The 20,111-nt window shown below is 56.5% G+C and carries 19 protein-coding genes; 7 read left to right on the forward strand and 12 right to left on the reverse strand.

What is annotated here, in order from left to right; genetic code table 11:
* The first annotated feature begins 109 nt into the window (after window positions 1-109).
* A complete protein-coding gene (locus tag G8764_RS12070) occupies window positions 110-1,135 on the forward strand; it encodes a methyltransferase (protein WP_166164895.1) in 1,026 nt (341 codons plus the stop codon).
* A gap of 5 nt (window positions 1,136-1,140) precedes the next feature.
* Here G8764_RS12070 and G8764_RS12075 read toward each other — a convergent pair whose 3' ends face one another.
* The 3 genes from G8764_RS12075 to G8764_RS12085 all read right to left on the reverse strand — a co-directional run bounded on the left by G8764_RS12075 (window position 1,141) and on the right by G8764_RS12085 (window position 3,715).
* Entirely contained in the window at window positions 1,141-1,299 is a 159-nt protein-coding gene (locus G8764_RS12075) for a hypothetical protein (protein ID WP_166164896.1), read from the reverse strand.
* Window positions 1,300-1,363: 64 nt separating this feature from the next.
* Window positions 1,364-2,215 (reverse strand): universal stress protein, encoded by an 852-nt coding sequence (locus G8764_RS12080; protein ID WP_166164897.1) that lies wholly within the window; start codon window positions 2,213-2,215, stop codon window positions 1,364-1,366.
* 9 nt (window positions 2,216-2,224) lie between these two features.
* Window positions 2,225-3,715: a SulP family inorganic anion transporter gene (locus tag G8764_RS12085; RefSeq protein WP_166164898.1), complete on the reverse strand. Its 1,491-nt coding sequence runs from the start codon at window positions 3,713-3,715 to the stop codon at window positions 2,225-2,227.
* Between the two features lie 321 nt (window positions 3,716-4,036).
* Between G8764_RS12085 and G8764_RS12090 the strand changes: the two genes are divergently transcribed.
* On the forward strand, window positions 4,037-4,270 hold the full coding sequence (locus tag G8764_RS12090) for a CopG family transcriptional regulator (RefSeq protein WP_166164899.1): 234 nt from the start codon (window positions 4,037-4,039) through the stop codon (window positions 4,268-4,270).
* Entirely contained in the window at window positions 4,257-4,514 is a 258-nt protein-coding gene (locus G8764_RS12095; protein WP_166164900.1) for a type II toxin-antitoxin system RelE family toxin, read from the forward strand. Before G8764_RS12090 ends, G8764_RS12095 begins: the two co-directional genes overlap by 14 nt.
* Window positions 4,515-4,627: 113 nt before the next feature.
* On the opposite strand, the gene G8764_RS12100 is transcribed toward G8764_RS12095, so the two are convergent.
* Together G8764_RS12100 and G8764_RS12105 are read right to left on the reverse strand one after the other, a co-directional pair.
* A complete protein-coding gene (locus tag G8764_RS12100) occupies window positions 4,628-6,202 on the reverse strand; it encodes a Fic family protein (RefSeq protein ID WP_207951847.1) in 1,575 nt (524 codons plus the stop codon).
* A gap of 185 nt (window positions 6,203-6,387) precedes the next feature.
* Window positions 6,388-7,293 (reverse strand): LysR family transcriptional regulator, encoded by a 906-nt coding sequence (locus tag G8764_RS12105; protein WP_166164901.1) that lies wholly within the window; start codon window positions 7,291-7,293, stop codon window positions 6,388-6,390.
* A gap of 129 nt (window positions 7,294-7,422) precedes the next feature.
* Between G8764_RS12105 and G8764_RS12110 the strand changes: the two genes are divergently transcribed.
* The 3 genes from G8764_RS12110 to G8764_RS12120 all read left to right on the forward strand — a co-directional run bounded on the left by G8764_RS12110 (window position 7,423) and on the right by G8764_RS12120 (window position 9,051).
* A complete protein-coding gene (locus tag G8764_RS12110; protein ID WP_166164902.1) occupies window positions 7,423-8,409 on the forward strand; it encodes a zinc-dependent alcohol dehydrogenase family protein in 987 nt (328 codons plus the stop codon).
* Window positions 8,410-8,488: 79 nt separating this feature from the next.
* Window positions 8,489-8,734 carry a hypothetical protein gene (locus tag G8764_RS12115; RefSeq protein ID WP_166164903.1) on the forward strand — a complete coding sequence of 82 codons (246 nt, stop codon included), beginning with the start codon at window positions 8,489-8,491 and terminating at the stop codon, window positions 8,732-8,734.
* A 125-nt stretch (window positions 8,735-8,859) separates the two neighbouring features.
* Window positions 8,860-9,051, forward strand: a complete 192-nt coding sequence (locus tag G8764_RS12120; RefSeq protein ID WP_207951848.1) for a hypothetical protein — start codon at window positions 8,860-8,862, stop codon at window positions 9,049-9,051.
* A 101-nt stretch (window positions 9,052-9,152) separates the two neighbouring features.
* On the opposite strand, the gene G8764_RS12125 is transcribed toward G8764_RS12120, so the two are convergent.
* The 5 genes from G8764_RS12125 to G8764_RS12145 all read right to left on the reverse strand — a co-directional run bounded on the left by G8764_RS12125 (window position 9,153) and on the right by G8764_RS12145 (window position 15,798).
* The gene (locus G8764_RS12125; RefSeq protein WP_166164904.1) at window positions 9,153-10,511 is read right to left on the reverse strand and encodes an SPOR domain-containing protein; all 1,359 of its coding nucleotides are present in this window, start codon (window positions 10,509-10,511) and stop codon (window positions 9,153-9,155) included.
* Window positions 10,512-10,766: 255 nt separating this feature from the next.
* The gene (locus tag G8764_RS12130; RefSeq protein ID WP_207951849.1) at window positions 10,767-11,867 is read right to left on the reverse strand and encodes an endonuclease/exonuclease/phosphatase family protein; all 1,101 of its coding nucleotides are present in this window, start codon (window positions 11,865-11,867) and stop codon (window positions 10,767-10,769) included.
* Window positions 11,868-11,960: 93 nt separating this feature from the next.
* Complete coding sequence (locus G8764_RS12135; protein ID WP_166164905.1) at window positions 11,961-12,200, reverse strand: hypothetical protein; 240 nt, start codon at window positions 12,198-12,200, stop codon at window positions 11,961-11,963.
* 97 nt (window positions 12,201-12,297) lie between these two features.
* Window positions 12,298-14,553, reverse strand: a complete 2,256-nt coding sequence (locus G8764_RS12140; protein ID WP_166164906.1) for a hypothetical protein — start codon at window positions 14,551-14,553, stop codon at window positions 12,298-12,300.
* A 399-nt stretch (window positions 14,554-14,952) separates the two neighbouring features.
* Complete coding sequence (locus G8764_RS12145; protein WP_166164907.1) at window positions 14,953-15,798, reverse strand: MipA/OmpV family protein; 846 nt, start codon at window positions 15,796-15,798, stop codon at window positions 14,953-14,955.
* Window positions 15,799-16,180: 382 nt separating this feature from the next.
* Here G8764_RS12145 and G8764_RS12150 point away from each other — a divergent pair, with 382 nt between their 5' ends.
* Entirely contained in the window at window positions 16,181-17,554 is a 1,374-nt protein-coding gene (locus tag G8764_RS12150) for an alkyl/aryl-sulfatase (protein ID WP_166164908.1), read from the forward strand.
* A gap of 199 nt (window positions 17,555-17,753) precedes the next feature.
* Here the strand turns inward: G8764_RS12150 and G8764_RS12155 are convergent, their stop codons facing one another.
* Window positions 17,754-18,458, reverse strand: coding sequence for a VV20781 family protein (locus G8764_RS12155; RefSeq protein ID WP_166164909.1), 705 nt, complete (start codon window positions 18,456-18,458; stop codon window positions 17,754-17,756).
* A gap of 106 nt (window positions 18,459-18,564) precedes the next feature.
* Window positions 18,565-20,106 carry a hypothetical protein gene (locus G8764_RS12160; protein WP_166164910.1) on the reverse strand — a complete coding sequence of 514 codons (1,542 nt, stop codon included), beginning with the start codon at window positions 20,104-20,106 and terminating at the stop codon, window positions 18,565-18,567.
* Between the last annotated feature and the right edge of the window lie 5 nt (window positions 20,107-20,111).

Raw genomic sequence — 20,111 nt, forward strand, 5'->3', positions numbered from 1 at the left:
ACGACCACCCACCCCCCTTTGCCCACATGCGGCAATGAGCTAATATTTTAGCGCTGCAGTAACCGTCACCCAAGGCTACAGGTCTTCACAGACAGCAAGGAGCAATCGAATGAGCAACCCGCTGGATCCATCCCGTATTCTGCAAACCGCCACCGCCTTCTGGGCGTCCAAGGTACTGCTTACCGCGACCGAGTTTGATTTATTCACCGCGCTCGACGCTGCCGCCATGACCGGCGGGGAGCTGGAGGGTGAGCTGGGCCTGCACCCGCGCGCCAGCCGCGACTTCCTCGACGCGCTGGTGGCGCTGGGCTTTTTGGAACGGGACGGCGATGGCCCGGATTCCCGCTACCGCAACACCCCGGAAACCAACGCCTTCCTTAACCAGAACAGCCCCACTTACATCGGTGGCTTGCCGAAAATGCTCAACGCCCGGCTGTTCGGTTTCTGGAATAACCTCGGCGAGGCCCTGCGCAGCGGAGAACCGCAGAATGAGTTGCAGCAAGGCGGCCAGTCGATCTTCGATCAGCTGTACGCCGACGACAACGCCTTAACTGTTTTTCTCGAGGGAATGAGTGGCATTCAGGGCGGTAACTTCGCCGCTCTGGCCGATGTCTTTGATTTTGCCCGCTACCGGACGGTTACGGACGTGGGTGGCGCGCTGGCGCTGCTGTCGCGCCTGGTTGCGGTACGCCACCCGCATTTGCGCCTGCAAAGTTTTGACTTGGCGCCGGTCGCGCCGCACGCCAGCAAGGCGATCCAGGCGGCGGGTTTAAGCGACCGTATCCAGGCTGTGGCCGGCGACTTTTTTAGCGACCCGATCCCGCCCGCGGATGTGGTGACCATGGGCAATATCCTGCACGACTGGGATTTGGAAACCAAGATGCTGCTGATTCGCAAGGCCTATGCGGCACTGCCTGAGGGCGGTGCGTTTATCGCCATTGAGAACATCATTGACGACGAGCGCAGGGAGAACGCTTTCGGCCTGCTGATGTCCCTCAACATGCTGATCGAAACCGGCGGCGGATTCGACTACACCGGCGCCGATTTCAAGCGCTGGTGCAGTGAAGTCGGCTTTAAACGCTTCGAGGTCATCCCCCTGACCGGCCCCACCAGCGCCGCCATTGCTTATAAATAAGCGGGTCAGGCATCCTGGTTGTGCATGTCTTCGTCGATATAGTGGTCTTCGATTTCCTCAAGCCAGTGCTTGATGCTGGCTATCGCTTGCTCCGTGGAGCCAAACAGCCCCATATCGACCTTTTCCTGGATTAACTTTTCCAGCTCCTCAAATGCAGGATTCATCGTTTGATTCTCCTTTCACCGGGTTATAGAAACGGGGACAACCGCAACAACCAGATTACCCGGGCTAGCGCAACACCACCAGCGGAATCTGGCTGTTTTCCAGCATGCGCATGGTATTGCTGCCGAGGAAGAACTGCCGCACCTTGGAGTGGGCAAAGGCTCCCATCACCAGCATATCGATGCTGTGCTCACGCTTGTACTGCATCAATGTCTCGTAAATATTACCTTCCAGCAACTCGGCCTGCACCTCAAACCCTTCCTGTTGCAGCAGCGCTTTGGCCTGGTCCAGCTTTTCCTGCTGCGCGGACTCATTGTTCCTGACCATCACCAGGTGACACTTGAGCCCTTTCAGCAAGCCGCCACTGATGATGCGGGCCAGGGCCCGGTCGGCGGTGTCGCGACCGTCATAGGCCAGCATAAAATTGGTCGGTTCTGCAAAATCTTTCGGCACGATCACCAGCGGCGTATGCACCTGGCGGATCAGGGTTTCTATGTGGGAGCCCAGGGCTTTAAAGTCGTTTTTACGGCCCTCGCCGCTGCGCCCCACCACCATCAGGCGGGCCTCGCTTTCCAGTTCTGCCAGCGCCTCCACGAAGTCGCCGTGGCGCTGCTTCTGCTCCACCTCGGCAATGCCCTGCTCCCGGGCCTTGGCCGCTGCGGCGTCCAGCAACTCCTTGCCGTACTGCAAGGCCAGCTTGCTGCGCTGCTCATCCAGGTTCGCCATCTGCTCCAGCAAGTTCGAGCGCGCACCGAGGCCAATGGCGCCGGTCAGGTCATCGGCGCCGTGCTGCTGCTCCTTTTCAATGGCATGCAAAAACAGCAGCGGCTTGCCGAGCCGTTTTGAGGCCCAAATCGCCGCCTGGCACACCGCATCCGCCATGACGAAACCATCGATACAGGTAATTATCTTGTTCATAAGTTTTCCCTAGTGTCCGCCCAACAGCTTTTCGACTTCGGCGGGATCATTGTGGACCCCAAACTTGTCCACCACGGTGGCGGTTGCGTCGTTCATACCGAGGATCTCCACCTCAGCGCCTTCCCGACGAAACTTTATCACGACCTTATCCAGCGCCGATACCGAGGTGATATCCCAGAAATGGGCCTGAGACAGGTCAATTTTTACCTTGGCCACCGCCTCGCGAAAATCAAACGACTCGACAAACTGTTCCGACGAGGCAAAGAACACCTGGCCCACCACCTGATAGGTGCGCTCGTCGCCGGCTTCACCGGTAATGGACTTGACCACCATAAAGCGGCCAATCTTGTTGGCAAAAAACAGCGTCGCCAACAACACCCCGACCAGCACCCCGAGCGCCAGGTTGTGGGTGGCCACCACCACGATCACTGTGGCAATCATCACCGTGTTGCTGGACACCGGGTTCTTCTTCAGGTCCCGCACCGACTCCCAGGAGAAGGTACCGATGGAGACCATGATCATCACCGCCACCAGCGCCGCCATGGGGATCTGCGAAATCCACTCATCCAGGAACACCACCATGATAATCAGGAACAGTCCGGCGACAAAGGTCGACAGGCGGCCGCGGCCACCGGATTTCACATTGATGATGGACTGGCCAATCATGGCGCAACCCGCCATACCGCCCATCAGGCCGGAGCCGATATTGGCGATGCCCTGGCCCTTGCACTCGCGATTGCGATCGCTCTTGGTGTCGGTCAAATCGTCGACAATGGTGGCGGTCATCATGGATTCCAGCAGTCCCACCACCGCCAAGGCGATGGCATAAGGCAGAATGATGTACAGCGTCTCCAGGTTCAACGGCACTTCCGGCCAGAGGAAAATTGGCAGGGTATCCGGCAGCTCACCCATGTCGCCCACCGTGCGGATATCCAGCCCCACCACCATCGCCAGCGCGGTCAGCAACACAATACACACCAGCGGCGAAGGCACACTCTTGCCGATCACCGGCAGGTAGGGAAATAGGTAGATGATGCCGAGGCCGGCAGCGGTCATGGCGTACACATGCCAGGTGACGTTGGTCAACTCCGGCAACTGGGCCATAAAGATCAGGATCGCCAGCGCATTGACAAAGCCGGTGACCACCGAGCGCGACACAAAGCGCATCAGGCTGCCCAATTTGAGAAAGCCGGCGGCAATCTGGAAAACCCCGGTCAGCAGGGTGGCCGCCAGCAAGTACTCCAACCCGTGCTCCCGCACCAGCGTCACCATCAGCAGCGCCATGGCGCCGGTAGCGGCCGAGATCATGCCGGGCCGGCCGCCGGCAAAGGCAATCACCACCGCGATACAGAAGGAGGCGTAAAGGCCGACCTTGGGGTCGACCCCGGCGATAATGGAGAAGGCGATGGCTTCCGGAATAAGCGCCAGTGCCACCACGGTACCGGCCAGCAGGTCCCCGCGGATATTGGAGAACCATTCGAGTTTCATTTTTTCGAGCATGAACAACCTATTAAATAATTAACCTGCGACAGCCACGTTCATGCTGAAAAGCACAGGCAGCAACCATGAAGGTTTGGTTTAAGATCGAGAGTTGAGAATCAGCCGTGCAGGGATCAATGGATCATGAGACAGACAGCGGCTAGGGAAGGATGGCAGCCTAACGCGGCATGAGGCTCCGAAGAGCGCCTGCTGCAATCCTGACAAATTTTAAAGTGGCGAAATTATAGTCATTTAGCGGTTGGAGTCAATGGGAGCCATTGACACTCGAGACATCATAGCATCACAATGTTTAACGTTATAATGCTATCAATGGAGGTAGTTATGAGCAATTTGTCCAAGCGTTCAACCATTTACTTCGAACCTGAAATCCATCAGGCACTGAAGCTGAAATCGGCATCCTCCCAGCGTTCTGTGTCAGAACTGATAGACGAAGCGGTGCGCTTGCTGATGAGCGAAGACCAGGAAGACCTGGCTGCGTTTGCGGAGCGGGCCGGCGAAAAAGAAATCAGCTATGAAGCCCTGCTCAATGATTTGAAAAAGCATGGCAAAATATAAAATCACCTTCAAAAGGTCGGTTGTCAAAGATCTGCGCGACATTCCCAACAAGGATGTCAGCCGCATCCTTAAACGAATTGACGCCCTCGCCGATGAACCCCGCGGCGAAGGCTGTATCAAGCTTTCCGCCCAGGAGCGATACCGGGTCAGGCAAGGGTTGTATCGAATCGTGTACGAAATTCGAGACGAAATACTGGTTGTTCACGTGGTCAAGGTAGGGCACCGCTCCGGTGTCTACAAATGACGGGATCAATACCCCACCCTAAGTGGCTCTCCATGATCTCGACACCTATATGCTCATTTTCCGGCACTCGTCGATACTGAATAGGCCCCATACACCAGGTTTCTTGCATCGACCTAAGCAGAGCCTTTGCCCTCCGGGCTTGCCCCTCCCGGATTCATGACGTCCTGATATGCCTGCTCGAGAACTTCAAACAATTCTTCTGGCACTTTGTACTGGTATTGTCTGCGGCGCTTGGCCGATAACCTGCCCTGCTGATCCATGCAAAACATAACCAGCCTGGACAGGTCGGCATTGGCTACATCGAAAACACGATCGACGCGCTGGTAAATTTCATCGTAGTGGCCGAGATATTCCGTCTCTTCTTTCAGGTGATTCTCAATCGCCTGCTCCGCGGCCCCTGCCATAAAGGTGGCGCACTGAGTGGCATCCCAGTAGCGGTAAAGTGCCGGGTGCCCCTGAAAATCAAACTCGATGTGTTCATCGTCGATACAAGTGACATCCCAGAACGCCCGGGTGGGAGCAGACCACGCCTCCAGCGTGGCTTTGTAGTCGGCCTCATTTTGCTTTAGCACTGCGGATACAGGTAGCAACAGGCCATTTTTTAGCCCTCCTTGCTGGCACAGCACCTGATGGAAGAGGAAACGTGACAAGCGGCCATTACCATCCATAAATGGATGAATAAAGACGAATCCAAATGAAACGATGGCCGCCAGCACCAGAGGATCCAGGCCCTGTGGCGGGGTATTAGCCAACTCCATTAACCGCTCCATAAGAGCCCTGGACAGCTCGGGTTCAGGCGGCACATAGCTCACACCGATCGCACCACGCAGGCCATTACTCAGGTGATTCTGCACCGCCCTGAATGAAGCGGCGCGATAATATACATTGCTGATAGCTGCATTTTGCAAAGCCACCAGATAGTCTTCATCCAGCTTCCGGGCTACATGGGCCTGTTGTAGCAGGCTGACAAAGCGATTCGCTTTATCACCGCTGGGAACCTCGTTCTCAATAGCGAAGGAATTACGGGTTTCATCCAGATAGGCCCACGCCAAAGCGCGATTGAGAATATCCGGAGGCAGCGATTCGGTAAATTCGCCAGCCAGTTGCAGCAGGTTTTTATCCAGAAGCGCCGAAAGTTCAGGTGTTCTGCGCACCGTAACGCAATAGTCCAGTGAGCCAAGTCCATTAAACAGTATGCGCCAGCGACTATTGCGGACCCCGGTACTGGTCAGGTATTGGCTCGGGTCAAACAACGGGACATAGTTTGAACGCAGCTTCGTTTGCTGACGCCTGATTGCACTGCCGGTAAAATGCTCCCACAAGTAACCGGCCTTGCGCAGGTATTGGCTGGTAGGGCTGGCGTCGCAAGCGGCTCGCAGCTCAATCTCCGGTATCTGGGGGAGTACTTGGGCCAGCACAGTCAAATTAACCCCTTCATGCTTCAGGGCAAAGAGAACGTGGTCAAGCAGGGTCTGCCTGGCCGGTGCAACAGTGGCTGGCACAGCGATACAGCTCCCGATGACCTCAATCCGAGTCACAGACCGAATCTCAGCATAGTGATCTGGCAATGGTGCTTTTGCATGCCCCTGGTCAATCAACCAGCTATACCCTGCTTTCATTGCATAACTACCCTGCTCCACGCGGCTGTCTATACAACCCGTATAGCCAATGTTTTTAGTACCCGCCAAAGATTATTTGTACAAACCTAGAATACCGCAATTTTTTTGATGCAAACACCACCAGCATACGTTATTGGCGCACATTCTGAGCAACGCCCGCGGGACCTCCTGACCGTGGAACTTGTCCACGCTGCCCACCCGGGCCGCAGGGCTGAGGTCGGCGCGCAGTTTGTTGGTCCGGGGCACTAGAGGAATCAAGCGGACAATGTTCTATCCCAGTAAGGCGCATCCCCAAAACACTCGGCAAAATAATCGATAAACGCCCGCACCTTGGGTGCCAGCAGGCGCGAACTGGGGTATACCGCCCAGATGGCGGTATTGGATACCAGCGGGTAGTTGCGCAGTATTTGCACCAGCTCGCCGCGCTGCAGGTGCTGATAAATACTCCAGGTGGAACTGAGGGTAATGCCCAGCCCACTGACGCAGGCATCCCTGACCGCCTCGCCGTTGTCGGTGCGAAAGCTGCCGTTTACCTTGCTTGTGAATTGGCCGTCGGGGGTCTCGAAGGTCCAGCTTTCCAAGCCCATCAGGGTAATGCACTGGTGTTGTTGCAACGCCTGGGGCGACTCCGGCTCACCGTACCTGGCGAGGTAGTCCGGCGCGGCGCAGACAATGCGCTGGTCCGGCGCCAGCTTGCGCGCAATCAGGGTTGAATCCTTTAACTCGGAATTGCGCACCGCAATGTCAAAGCCACCCTCGACCATATCGATGATGGAGTCAGACAAGCGCAGATCCACCGTCAGGTCCGGGTAGCGGGCCAGGAAGCCCCCCATGGCCGGCACCAGGTGCATACGGCCGAATGAGGCCGGCGCCGCAACCCGCAGCGTGCCCCTGGGGGAGGCACTGCCCGCCCCCACCGAGGCGCGCGCCGCTTCGACACTGGCCAGCACGTCTTCTGCGTGAGGCAAAAACGCCTTGCCCTCTTCCGTCAGTGACACTTTGCGCGTCGTGCGATGCAGCAATCGCACCCCCAACCCCTCTTCCAGCTTGATGATGTAGGAACTGGCCACCGCCGGTGACAGGCCCAGCTCCTGCCCCGCTGAGCTGATGTTATGGGTGATGGCCAGCCGCACAAACAGTTTCAGGTGCTCAATATTCATAAGCAATTATCAATATTATCCATAAAGTGATTACTTAAAATACGCCATTATCAACCAATAAACAATTGAATACACTGCACCCATCAATCGAGACAACTTTCACCCAAACAAAGAAAAAGGTAATTACTCATGAAAGCGATGCTGATCCGCAAATTTGGTGGCCCTGAAGTTTTTGAATCCGCCGAGATACCCAAGCCCGAAGTGAAAGCCGGCCATGTACTGGTGCGCATTGCAGCCACCAGCGTCAATACCGTCGACACCATGATCCGCGAGATGGGAGAGGAGCTGCCCCTCTCCCCGGCGCTGCCCGCAGTACTGGGCATGGATTTCGCCGGCACGGTGGAAGCGGTTGGCGAGGGTGTCAGTAACTACGCTGTCGGCGATGAGGTCTATGGCTGCGCCGGCGGTCTGGCAGACCTGCAGGGCACCCTGGCCGAGTACATCGTCGCCGATGCCCAATTGATAGCCCGCAAACCGAAAAACCTGTCCATGCGCGAAGCCGCGGCGCTGCCACTGGTGGGCATTACCGCTTATGAAGGCCTGCAGCGCGCGGGCATCAGCAAAGGCCAAAGCGTGCTGGTCCACGGCGGTTCCGGCGGTGTCGGTCATGTCGCCCTGCAGCTGGCCCGTCATTTCGGCGCCAGCGTCTACGCCACCGGCGGCGGCGACAAGCAGCTGGCGCTGATCGAGAAACTCGGTGCCAAGAGCATCAACTACAAGACCGAAACGGTGGCGGATTACGTCGCCAGCCATACCGGTGGTGCCGGTTTTGATATCGTCTTCGACTCGGTCGGCGGTGCCAATATCGTCACCTCCTTCGAGGCCGCCGCCCTTAACGGCCAGGTTGCCACCACCGTCTCCATGCTGGAACTGGACCTGACCCTGGCCCATTTCAAGGGCTTGTCCCTGCACGTGGTGTTTATGCTGATACCCATGCTGCACAACCACAAGCGCGAGCAGCACGCCCTGATCCTCAATGCCCTGACCGAGATTGTTGAAGCCGGTGGCCTGCAACCGGTCGTGGATGAGAATCGCTACGCACTGGAAGACGTAGGCAAGGCACACGCGCGCCTGGCCAGCGGTGCTGGCATGGGCAAAGTAGTGGTTGACATCTAAACCACTGGATAACAATCAGGAGCAATCAATGGGGCCAGTGTCGCGGGCCGCATTGATTCTGACTCAGGAACAGAACTCAATGAACCAGGCCGTCAATACTGACAACCTCAGTTTCCGCCCCATCAATCGCGGTTATAACACCGTGTTCCGCCCGGGGCGCTTGAGCCTCGGCCTGGTGCTGCCGCTGGAAACCTATGCCCACAGCCCGGTACCGAGCATGCTCGACCAGCTGCAGCGGATCCAGCTGGCGGAGCAGTTGGGCTTCGCCTGGGCACTCGCCACTTGCGCGCGCTGGAGGAGATCGGCGTCAACCATGTCGCCTTGAATCTGCGCTTCAACCAGGCCGATATCGAGACCACACTCCAGCGTCTGGCCGACGACGTACTGCCGGACTTCCGTGCCTGAGGAATACAAACATGCAAAAGACCATTCTGATTACCGGCGCCACCGATGGCATCGGTGAACCTGGACGCACTGGCCGGACGGATTGAACTGGCCAACGGCGATGATATCCGCATCGGCGCTGACATCCTCACTCGCGCCGCCCTCGCTGAAGAGTTTGCGGCTGCATCCGGACAGTATTTCGACAACGATACAGGGCAGTTTGCCGCGCCCCACCCCGACGCCCTGGACTCGCGCTAGTGCGCTAAGGTGGTTAGCGTGATGGAGACGATTCTGGCGAGGCTGGCATAGGATCGGGGATCAATGAGGCGCCTGTTGCGCGCCCCAATGATCTCCGTTGATCAGCGCGTCGCCGCGCGCTGGATGGTGCCGAAGGAGCGCACGTAAGGGCTGTTGCTGCGCAAGCGCAACGGCAGCGTATCAAGTGCCGCTTCGGCCTCTTCGAGGCTGCCATAGCTACCCGTGTAAAGGTTGTACCAATCCCGGGTGCCGTACTTTACCTGGGTAGAAAACAAGGTCTTCTCCCCAAGACTGGCGGCGTTCAAGTTGATGTAATCCACCAGCTGTTGCTGGCGGAAAAAACCGGCCAGCTGGATGCTGTAGTGCTGGCTGTCCTGGCTTGCCAGCCAGTCATTATCCTGCAATGGCAGCACTGGCTTGGCGGTGACCTCGGCAAGAGTACCCGGGCCCAGGGCTCGATACTGCAGGTCTTCAAACCTGGAGTTCAGCTGTTGCACTTCTTCTTCCGTTTTCTGCGCCTGGCTGTTTAACCCGGCTTGCAGATTCTCTGCCAGCGCCAGCATATCGCTGCGATTGCTGGCCACCACCGATTGGGCGGCGGCCACATCACTATTCAGGCTGGTCACCGACATTTCCAGTCCATCTATCTGGGCGCTAACCGGCGCCGGAATACGACTCGGGTTTAATTCCAGGTAAGTGATTGATGCCATGGTCACAACGGCGACCGCCGCCAACAGGCCCAGTATCAGGCCGGCTCGCTTGTCTTCCTTGCGCGCCTGGGCGGCAAGGTTGGTTTCCAGCTCAGCAATATAGCCATTTAACTTTTGCGTATAAGTGCGGGTGGCATCCTGGTCATCGCTCAACAGTCGCAAGGTTTCCAGTTGCTGGCGATGCTTTTCATTCAGCGCGACGATCTCCATGCGGTTGCTGGAAATACCGTCTTTTGCCAACTCTTCGACTCGCGCCAGTTGCTGGCTTTGGTGCGCGACACGTTGCGCGAGATCCGCGTGCATTTGGCCAAGTTCCGCGTGACCGGAGTCAAGTAAATCAATGCGTTCGCGCTGGCTGTCAATTGCCTCGTTGGCATTGTTCAGGCTCTCGCCCAGCTGCTGGAAAACCTGTGTAAAACGTTCTTCCAATACTGCGACGAACTGCCTTTGTTGCCGGCCCCTGATACGAACCTCGGCACTGACTTCCGCCAGGTTTTCTCCCAGCGCCTGCTGGGTTTGACTCAACAGGTCCACGGTTTCGCGCAGCTCCTTGTGCGCGCCACCAACGTCGAGGGACATGAGCATCAGTTGATTTTCAATATCGGCGATCTTGACGTTGATATCGCGAACCAAACTCTCGGAGCCCTCCTTCACCCCCATCTGAACCAGTTTGCCAGCGGCTTCGTGTGGACGGTCCGACTTGTCGTTACCCCTGGGTGGCGTACTGCTACTTATGTATTCAGCTGTCATAATGCACCTCATTAATGCATCTGGAAATGATGCTTTTGCAGTTACCATATCAACAGCAATGAAATTAAAAACAAGGGTATAGGGTGACAATAAAGTGAATAAATTATGCTTGGCCCGGGTTCATTCGCCGACCGCACCAAGACAGGTTTAAAGGAATTTTTTTAGCACCAGAAGACTGCACGAATATCGCGCCAGCCACTGTTTTGGCAGTCAGCTTGCACCACATAATTGCAGCCCGCGCACCGAACTAACCTCTCACGTACCCGGCCGAGGCACATCCGCAGCGCTTACATTTTGCCGGTCTGCAATAGATCGAGCCCGCATACGATCAGAATGGTCTGCGTCTAACCCTTCCTGCTCAGCTCCGCGGGCTGGGGCGTACGACAGCTCAGTGAACAACCCAAAATGGTCCGAGCCAAACGAGGGCAGGCGTTGAATCGAGTCGACCGTAAAGTGCTGGCTGTGAAACAGGTGATCCAGCGGCCAGCGCAGGAAGGGGTAGTGCGCATGAAAGGTATTAAACATTCCTCGCCCCACTCGCGGATCCAATAATCCGCTGAGCTTGCGAAACAGGCGCGTGGTGGCCGACCAGGCAACGTCATTGAGGTCGCCGGTCACAATGACCGGCTGATTCCTGCCCGCAACGCTGCGGGCGACAATCACCAACTCGGCATCGCGTTCGGCAGATTCGGGGTTTTGGGTAGGGCTGGGGGGGGCCGGATGGAGAAAATGCATGTCGACTAAAACACCATTGCGTAATCGCAGCTGCGCATGCATTGAAGGAACGCCCTCCTCGACCAGGAACGAGATCTCGCTATTCTCGAGCGGCAGGCGCGAATAGACATGCATGCCGTAGAGATTATCCAAAGGGCACTTGATGCTGTAGGGCATTTCAGTCTGCAGCGTGTCGAGGTGACGTTGCCACCATGCGTCTGACTCAAGGGTTACCAGCACATCGGGCTGATACTGCCTGACCAACTCGAGCAAGGCCTGGGCTTGCCGATTCGGGGTCAGCACGTTCGCCGTGAGGATGCTGATCTTGCGCTCGGAGTCAGCGTTGTTCGACGCCTTCACTTCCGGCGGCCAAACGGGGGTGTAGGGGATGATCCAGCAAAGCTGTCCGGCCAGGCAGGCCAGCGTAACACCGGCCAGGATCCCGTTAATTCCCAGCTCCAGGTCAAGCCAGCACAGCTGCAGTAAAAACAATAGCGCCGCAAGCGTCGCCAGCTGCAGCCGGGGAAAATCCAGGCCACGCACCAGCCAATGCGGGTGGTGCCACAAGGGCAATAGGGTCACCGTGACGAGCGCCAGGGTGGCGCAAGAAAGAATTACATTAAGCATTTGGGCCAGTGTCATGGCGCTGCGCACTGCTCATCGCTTGGGGCAGCCGGACAGGCGGAGGCGGGGCAAGTGCGCCATGAATTGTTCTCCTGTAAGAAAGGAGACAGGTTAAGTTGTGGCACCGGGGAAATCAATGTGATTTCCGGAGCGGACGTGAAAGTAATCGAGACCGGGAATGATTTCCTGTTGAGCAAGGTTCGAATCCGGACGAGTAAACAGCAGGCCGACCATTCGCACCAAGGTGGGCTGGTCCGCTGCGTTTTGTGATTTCGGAGCGTGGTAATCGCGATTTTCAAAGCGCTGTTTGACAATTTCTACTATCTGCTTATACGACAATACACCGTACATGTTGCCTTTGCTCCTGAAACGATTTAACCGGTTCAATCGTGTATCGCCGGGGTTATGATTTGCTCCCTTCAGACCTCCCAATAGTCAGTCCATAGGTTCAACCAATAAGCCTGCTGAACACTTCAATTGCGCCTCGCACCGCCGGCGCTACATTGCTGTAGGTTTTGTTTGCAGCACCGGCGATTTTGCCGAGCTCTTCCAGGCCTTTGCGAATACGGGTGAGTCCTGACTCAACCACCTCTTGCTTAAGATCTTTATCGCGCTTAAGCGCCGTAATCTCTTGCTCGATTGCACTCAGCGCGCTCAAAACCGCCCCGTCGCTCTCTTCTTCTCGAGCATTTTGCAGCGCCTGGATAGCCTCATATATATGGGGATCAGCCTGCCGATCACCCACCGTTTGTTGCACATAAATTTGAATTGGCTGCTGCGAAGCAGGCATCACTCCCAGTTGACCGACCAGCAATCCTTGTACTATTTTTTCTACCGCTCTGGAGTAGGACATGGAATCATGGGGCGTCAGCGCCTCGTCGACAATTTGATCTATGCCGGATTCCCGCTGCGGCGGGCGGATGTCCGTTTTCGGCGTATCGGGTAGATGTTCGATAGTACAGAAACGTCTACCGTGTTTGTGCTTGATTCTCAAACTGAAATCCTTTTGATCTTCCCGCTGCGTCTGCGTAATCACATCCGTTAATAAGGCAATCAGTCTCTGTTCAGTTTCCGGTTCGAGCTCCCTTTCATAAAACACTTCGGCGGAGGGTATCAACACCTCGGCGAAACCAATCAAGTGCCGAGTTTCTCGAGAGCCCATCCGCGCCAACAATTCAGTATCAAAGGCATATTTCAGGTTCTTCCGTTCGCACCTGACTTTTTTCTGTATACCGTCCGCGTCTGTCACCCTCAATTCCACCACACCCCATTGGGGCTTTTCTGGTTCAATACTCAGGCAACTATTGATCGCAATTTTTTTACTTTCACAGAACAGCTTGCGCAGCAGCCATTCGATTTCGTCGTCGATGGTGTGCAGGTTGCTTCTTCCCTGCAAATTTTTAACCGCTTCATTGCGCAGACGCAGATCGCCCCAATCAATTTCCAGCTGCCTCTGGTAGGGAAAAAGCTCGGCCCATGGCCCCAGTAATCGGGCAACCGCATTTAAGAGCTGCTTATCCGCATTCTCAAACTTGCGCTCCTTCTCTGTTACCACACGGATGACGCCATAGGGGCGAGAGCCTGCCTGGCCAGGAATCGCAACTGCCATAAAGGAACCACTCTCACTGACCTCGCCCCTACCGGCAAACCGAATCGATGTGGGGTCTTGAACTTCGAGCAAGACTTCATTCGGCTTGTAATAGGCCGCTTCTGTTTTCGTCCAGCGAGACTGGTTTTCCAGCGGGTTGCCATCCCTGTCGTAATGGCAAAGGTAGTGTTGGCCATCGGCACCGAACGTCTCCCTGAACCTGGCTTGCTGGTCCTGCCTGCCAAGGGCCGTCGTCACAGCTAAATACAGAGGTACGATATTGCATCCAGCCACTTCATGGGCGACAAATACCGACACTTCGCAGCGCCCGAAAATTGTCTGCAGATGAAACGCCAGTTGATCCAGGCCGACATACTCCCTGGTCCGATAACGCAACATATCGAGATAGAGGTCAGCCACTGCGAGCCCCTGGTTGACGACGGCGTTGCTCTGCACACTGGACCTGCCAACCTGGATGATCGTGCAGAGCCGATGTACGAGACTCGGCTCTAGCAACTGGTCGAGGCGATTGCCGATACTGCCTGCGGACGACGAAAATCTTACCGCGCCGATAGCCATCGACTGGCCGCGATCACCCTCTACCTCTTCCGGTGCTCTGACCCTGCGTGCCTGAAGAGTCGCAGAGGCATCATGCAAAATCGGGTAACAGAGAAAGCTTCGGGTTTGACTCGCTTGTTGTTCACAATCCTGGTTTCGATGTCGCACCAGCGGTGGCATAGTGTTACCAAACTGGTCGACAGCCTTTTTAAAGTCGTCGAATACAAGCTTGTAGTCCCTGGCAACAGAAAAGGCGGTAAAACCGGTTGACTCGTCGGCGAGGTTATAGCAGCGAGCACCCGCAGACATCCGGCGCCGATCGGTCGACCCGCCGCCGAGTACACATCGATTGGGATCCTCGGGCAGGCGATAGAGGATCGAACACCCAACTTCCACGGCGCTGTCATTGGCGCTCAGACTGTCTTCCATATAGCGTTTGAGCGCACGCGCGACTGTGTCCAGTTGCCGTTCGAAAGACCACTTGCTGAGAAATTCACTGTTGACAGCGGCTTCAACCCTGACCAGAACGCCTTCCAATTGGTCTATAGGAATGGTCACAACTCTCTCCTGTTATTATTAGGTCGTAAGAGCAAGAGCCAGCGAAGGAAATAAAGCGAATACTTTTTGAGCTATGAACAACGATCGATGCCAAGCGACCACTGCCCGCGAACTGCCTCTCACGCCACAGCCAGACTCGTCATCTGCTCTGGATTTAACCTTGATAAAACCAACACCTAATTAGATCGGTTGGATATCAAGAAAGTAGCACTTATATTGTTTAGAGTTAGATTCCTCGGCCCCCGATAGTCGCTGGTATAGCTTAAGCAGGGTAGTTAAGAAACTATACCTTTTTCCAGAAAGTGACAAGGCAGGGCTATCAGGTCAGGAGGACAGCAGCGGTGGTCAACCAGCAATAGTTTCTACCATGCAATGGGATCAGAAATACAGCTTTCTATGTTATCGCTCATTGCGCCCTGCTTTACCCCGAACAACCCGCGCCTTCGAATTCAGGACAAAATAGCTGTACACAAACCCCACGGCAAAGGTGTGATCTTCGGTAACCAGCGGACTGTCTCGAAAGCTGGCCGCCGAGACATCGTCGTAGCGCAAGAACACCGAAAACAAGTGTTTTTCATCCAGTTTGGTCAATGACATCTGGTAACGTACACCACCGTAGCCGGAGCTTGCCTCATACGTCGGCCGATCAATTGTGGCAAATTGCGGTGCCACGCCGAAATAAAAGCGGTGATATTTTTCGCTGCCATAAACCGGCCCCAGGTGATGCGTCCAGCGCCAGCGCCCCCAGGCACTGGCAAGAGGCTTTTCCAGTACCAGTCTGGGGTTAATTTGATAGCCCTCATAGTCGATATCTAAATCTTCCCCACCGACAACGGCCCTTATTGGCAGTTGCAACCACAAGTTCAGGTCATCCGATTGGTAGGCGTGATATTTTAGCAACGGCCCGATTTGCAGAGTTGCCGGCAAGTCAGGCATACCCTCACGCACGTCAACCTCGTCACTATCTATGGAGAAGTTAAAATCCAGGCTCACCTGCAGTTGCCAGCGTCGATTGGCGAACAGCTCGCCACGCACACCATCCTCGTCCGCTTTCAGGAATTCACCCCGGTAGACCGGAAAAACCACCGGAAACGCGAAATTATCACTTTCGCTGGCACCGGGGTAATAGGGCACCCGGACCGCCCCGGCACCCAGACCCAATTGCCACAAAGGCTCACCCTCCTCGCTGGCAGGATCCGAAGCTTGCTGGGGCTCAGCGTTTAATACCGGGCTCAGCAGCAGCACAATCAGCGTACCGATTGCCCGGCCGCAACAGCCACTCCGAGGTAACAACCAAGTTGGCATCACGGGAATTATCATGGTCGCACCCCAGAGAAAAAGTTTGTAAATACCCACTATTTTACTTGCGACTAATTGTATGGCCAGGGTGTATGCCGTTGCAATGAACCGGAGAATTACCGGATCGAGTCATGCCCGCGGGTGGCGATGCCGCTATGGGGGCAAGACCCCGCCGCTGCTGCAAGATTCGCAGATCGTTCGAATTTTAAGAACGCTGTGTATGCACAGTGCTGCATTGTTGCCTGTGTGGTTACCAACTATAGTAACTACCCGGCATGTCAGGGGCTCAGGGCTCTGTATATCTGCACACAATAGGGGATATCTGGAAATGACGATCAAATCAGGTTTTATGGGCGTGTTGGCTTTGTCGCTGGCCGCGTCTCAAGGCGTGTCTGCGGGCACACAGGTAGATCCAGCCACCGCACTGAGCATGCTCAAGGCGCAGAACCAGCAGTTTGAGCAGCAGGTGGTCAAGGTTGCCGACAACGTCTACACCGCAGTTGGCTTTCACGGTGCCAATACCTCGATGATTGTGGGAGACGACGGCGTCATTATCGTCGACACGCTACGAGGGCCGAAAAGTGCGGCCAGCGCCTACAGCGCATTTCGTGCGTACAGTGACAAGCCCGTCAAGGCGATCATCTACACCCACAGTCACGGGGATCATATCGGCGGCGCCAGTGGCTTTACCGGCGCTGAACAGGTCGAAATCTATGCCATGGAGAGCTTCGGCAGCGCCGAAGAAGGCCTGAACAAGTCGGTAAATCCCATCAAGATAAAGCGCAATGTGCGCCAGTTCGGTCGCAACCTCCCACCACACGAAAGAACCAACCGGGGTGTTGCCCCGGCGGGCACCGAGGATCGGGATGGCGGCACGGGTTTCCTGGCTCCCACGGTAAAAATTCCCCACGGCATTCACAAAACAACGATCGCCGGTGTGGATCTCGAATTTCATTATGGGCCGGGTGAAACCGACGACGCCATGTTTGTCTGGCTGCCTGCCGAGAAGGTGCTGTTTTCCGGCGATAATTTTTACAGCGCGTTTCCCAACCTGTATGCAATCCGCGGCACCGCCTATCGCGATGTTCTGGATTGGTCAGCAAGCGTCGCGAAGATGGCCGAGCTGAAGCCGCGCTCTTTGGTACCCGGGCACACACTGCCAATTCAGGGTGCTGCTGCCACCACCGCACTGGCGGATTACAGTGAGGCGATACGCAGCGTGTATGATCAAACCGTGACGGGTATCAACGAGGGCAAGAGCCCGGAGCAGATCGCACATGAAGTCGCGCTGCCGGAGCACTTGCGCGACAAGCCCTACCTCACTGAATTCTACGGTACGGTACACCATGCGGTGCGAGCGATTTACGTGGGCTTGCTGGGCTGGTTCGATGGCAACCCGACCACCTTGAATCCGCTGGAGCCAAGGTTGAGGGCGGAGAAAATTGCCGAGCTCGCCGGCGGTACCCGCAAGCTGACCAGGCAGATGCAAGGGGCATTAAAGAAGCGCGATTACCAGTGGGCCCTGGAGCTTGCGGACCAGGTGAAATGGCTGCCTGACGGAGACCAAAAGCTGGCCCGTGAGGTAAAAATCAAGGCCCTGCGCGGCCTGGCTGAGCGCGAATACAACGCCCCCAACCGCAACTATTACCTCAGCTATGCCAATGAGCTCGAATCCGGGCAATTAAACCAGATCTGGTTTTAACGCGATTTAACCCTGAAATCTCTGCTCCGCAGTTGCCCTGTATTTTTGACGAACGCGAGAATACAGGGTTTTTTTTAGCCTTCGCGCTGACTCTTCAGGCCATGGCTTGTTGTTTCCGGAGTGCCAGCTGAAGTGGCTGCAGCAGGTCCTGGAAAAATTCCAGTATTCCGTGGTTCTGGAATAAACAGCACCACCACCTCTACTCAACCAGGTCATACTCCCCCGGATCCCAGAATAACCCCAGCGCCAGTGACGCCAGCTCCACCGATTTGCGGACTTCCGGGGGCTGGCCGTGCGGATAAATGATTCTTGCACCGCCATTGATTTCCACTGCGCCGATGACTTTACCTTCCAGTTCAAACCGATAACCAATCGGCTGGCGCAACCGGATCGGGCTGCCCTGCAACTCATGCACCGATGTAATCTGTAGCAGGCTCTGGCTGAACAGCAACTGCCCGCGCCGTGACTGCTGCCCCAGGGCACCGGCGACTCCCGCTTTGTTCTCTTGCAGTTCGAGGGAGGTGGCTACTGGCTTACCCGCTGCGCTGAAGGAACAGGCATACGCCATGGGTTTTGGTGAAAAGTTAAGGAATGACAAATTGAGCTGGCGCTCCCGTGCCTGGCAAGTGGCTTTCACGCCATCAAATTCATACTCCAGGCGAGCGCCCCGGCCATCGTAGATATCAAAAATTTGGAGCCGCGACGAGGAGCGGAAAAACTTACCAGGCCTCTGGCCCAGAGTAAATTCACCCCGGGTTCCGCCACCGACACCTTCAATTTCCACCACCTGCGCGCCTTGCGCCAGTTGAGTCGGCAACGCCATTCGCGCCGGCTGCAGGGTGTTGCAGGCAACCAACAACTGCAGCGTCATCCCCGCCGCCAGGATTCTGATCAAATTTGACATAGACCTTACCTTTTAGCCTGGCAGGCAATGGGTGCCCCCCTGCTCACCCCCCTGCTCACTCGTTGAGTAAACAACCAATTGGCACGGAGCAAGACCGTCTCCCTACTCACTCCCCGTCCAGCAAATCCCCGAACGCCTCGTTCAACCACTTGCAAAAATTACGCTTGCGCGGGTAGCTGTCAAGCAAATCGATCAGGCCGGCGACAAACAGCGAGCGCATATCATCCGGCATTAAATTGCGCAGGCTCTGCAGTATGCGGATGGCTTCGCGGTAGCTTTCGCGATCGCCGCGGTTGACCCAGAAGTCGGCCAGCTGGAAATAGAGCGGCAGTACTCGCGGCTCCTCGATGTCGTTGGCTTCCAGCACCGCCAGTAACAGGTACGGCTCCATGGCACTGTTGTCGGCCACTTCCAGCGCCAGCAGCGGCTGCTGCATGTGCAGGTAGAGGTGAGCCAGAGTGCCGATGGTGTTGAGTTTTTCCCTCTGGTCAGCGGACGGGGCTTCGATCTTGAAGTGCAGTAGCTGCACCGCTTTGGTCTGGCGATCACCGCCGCGCCTTTGCCGCGGCAACTGCTCAATGGCCAGGTAGGTGTCGAAATCGGGGGTTTCGCTAAAGCGCTCCCAGAGCATGGCTTCGGCAGTGGCGAAGTCACCGGTGTGACACCAGATGGAGATCTGGTTGTCCTCCAGCGCCAGCTCGCCCTGTTGCGGCCGCTGCGGCGCTTGCTCGGCGAGCCGGCGCCAGTGCAGCGCCTGCTCCAATTCTCCGGCGTCGAGACAGAGTTCGGACAGCTGCAGGTAGTCGTAGAAGCGGTTGGCCAGTTTGGTCAATATGGCGATTTCACTGGCGCTGTCCTGCTGCTCCCGGGCGTGCTCCAGCAGGGGCGAGGCCAGGTGCATATAATGGCTTTCCATCTCCCACTCGTCGCCTTGCAGTGGCGGCAGCGCATCCCACTGCTGCTGCACCATCGCCAGGTAGGCATCCATACCGGCGTCGCCAAGGGCATCCCGATAGGCTTCCGGGATGGGCGGGTACAGGTCGCCAAGCGGCTGGCTGTAGATGCCGAAAAGGTACTCTATGCGCCGCGCCCCGGGCCACTCCACCCGGCCGAGGGCGTCGATGTGCAAATCGCCCAGCAGCTCCAGTGTCGGCAGGCGAAAGCCGCCGGAGTCGTCGATGGTTTCCAGCGCCCGGGCAATCCGCTGCAGGGCGTAGTCCAGCAATTGCAGGGTGCGCTCCGGCGGCAACTTGACTAGAAAGGGGCGCAGGGTCTCGAGGGTGGTTTCCAGCTGCTGGAAATAACTGCGCACCTGGGGGTAGCGATGCAGGTAGCGGTTATAGGGGATGGCCGCAGTCAGCCGCTTTTTCAGCGCCGGCGCGGTTAATTTGTCGGCGGCCAGGTCTGCCTGCAAGGCCAGCTCTTGCTGACGGACCTTGTCACCCGGCAGCAGGTCCAGCACCAGCTCCACCAGCTCACGTTTGTCCAGGCTCGACAAGTAGGCGGGCAGACGCTCCCGGCTCCCGCCGCGCTTTTTTGCCGCCTGTTTTTTGGCGGGCTGGTTTTTGGCGACCTTCTTTTTAGGGGCCGGTTTTTCCGCGACCTGGTCGGCCTTCGGCGGCAGCGGATCTTTACTTGGGTTTTTCATAGTAT

The sequence above is a fragment of the Pseudomaricurvus alcaniphilus genome, assembly GCF_011440395.1.
GTDB lineage: Bacteria > Pseudomonadota > Gammaproteobacteria > Pseudomonadales > Cellvibrionaceae > Pseudomaricurvus > Pseudomaricurvus alcaniphilus.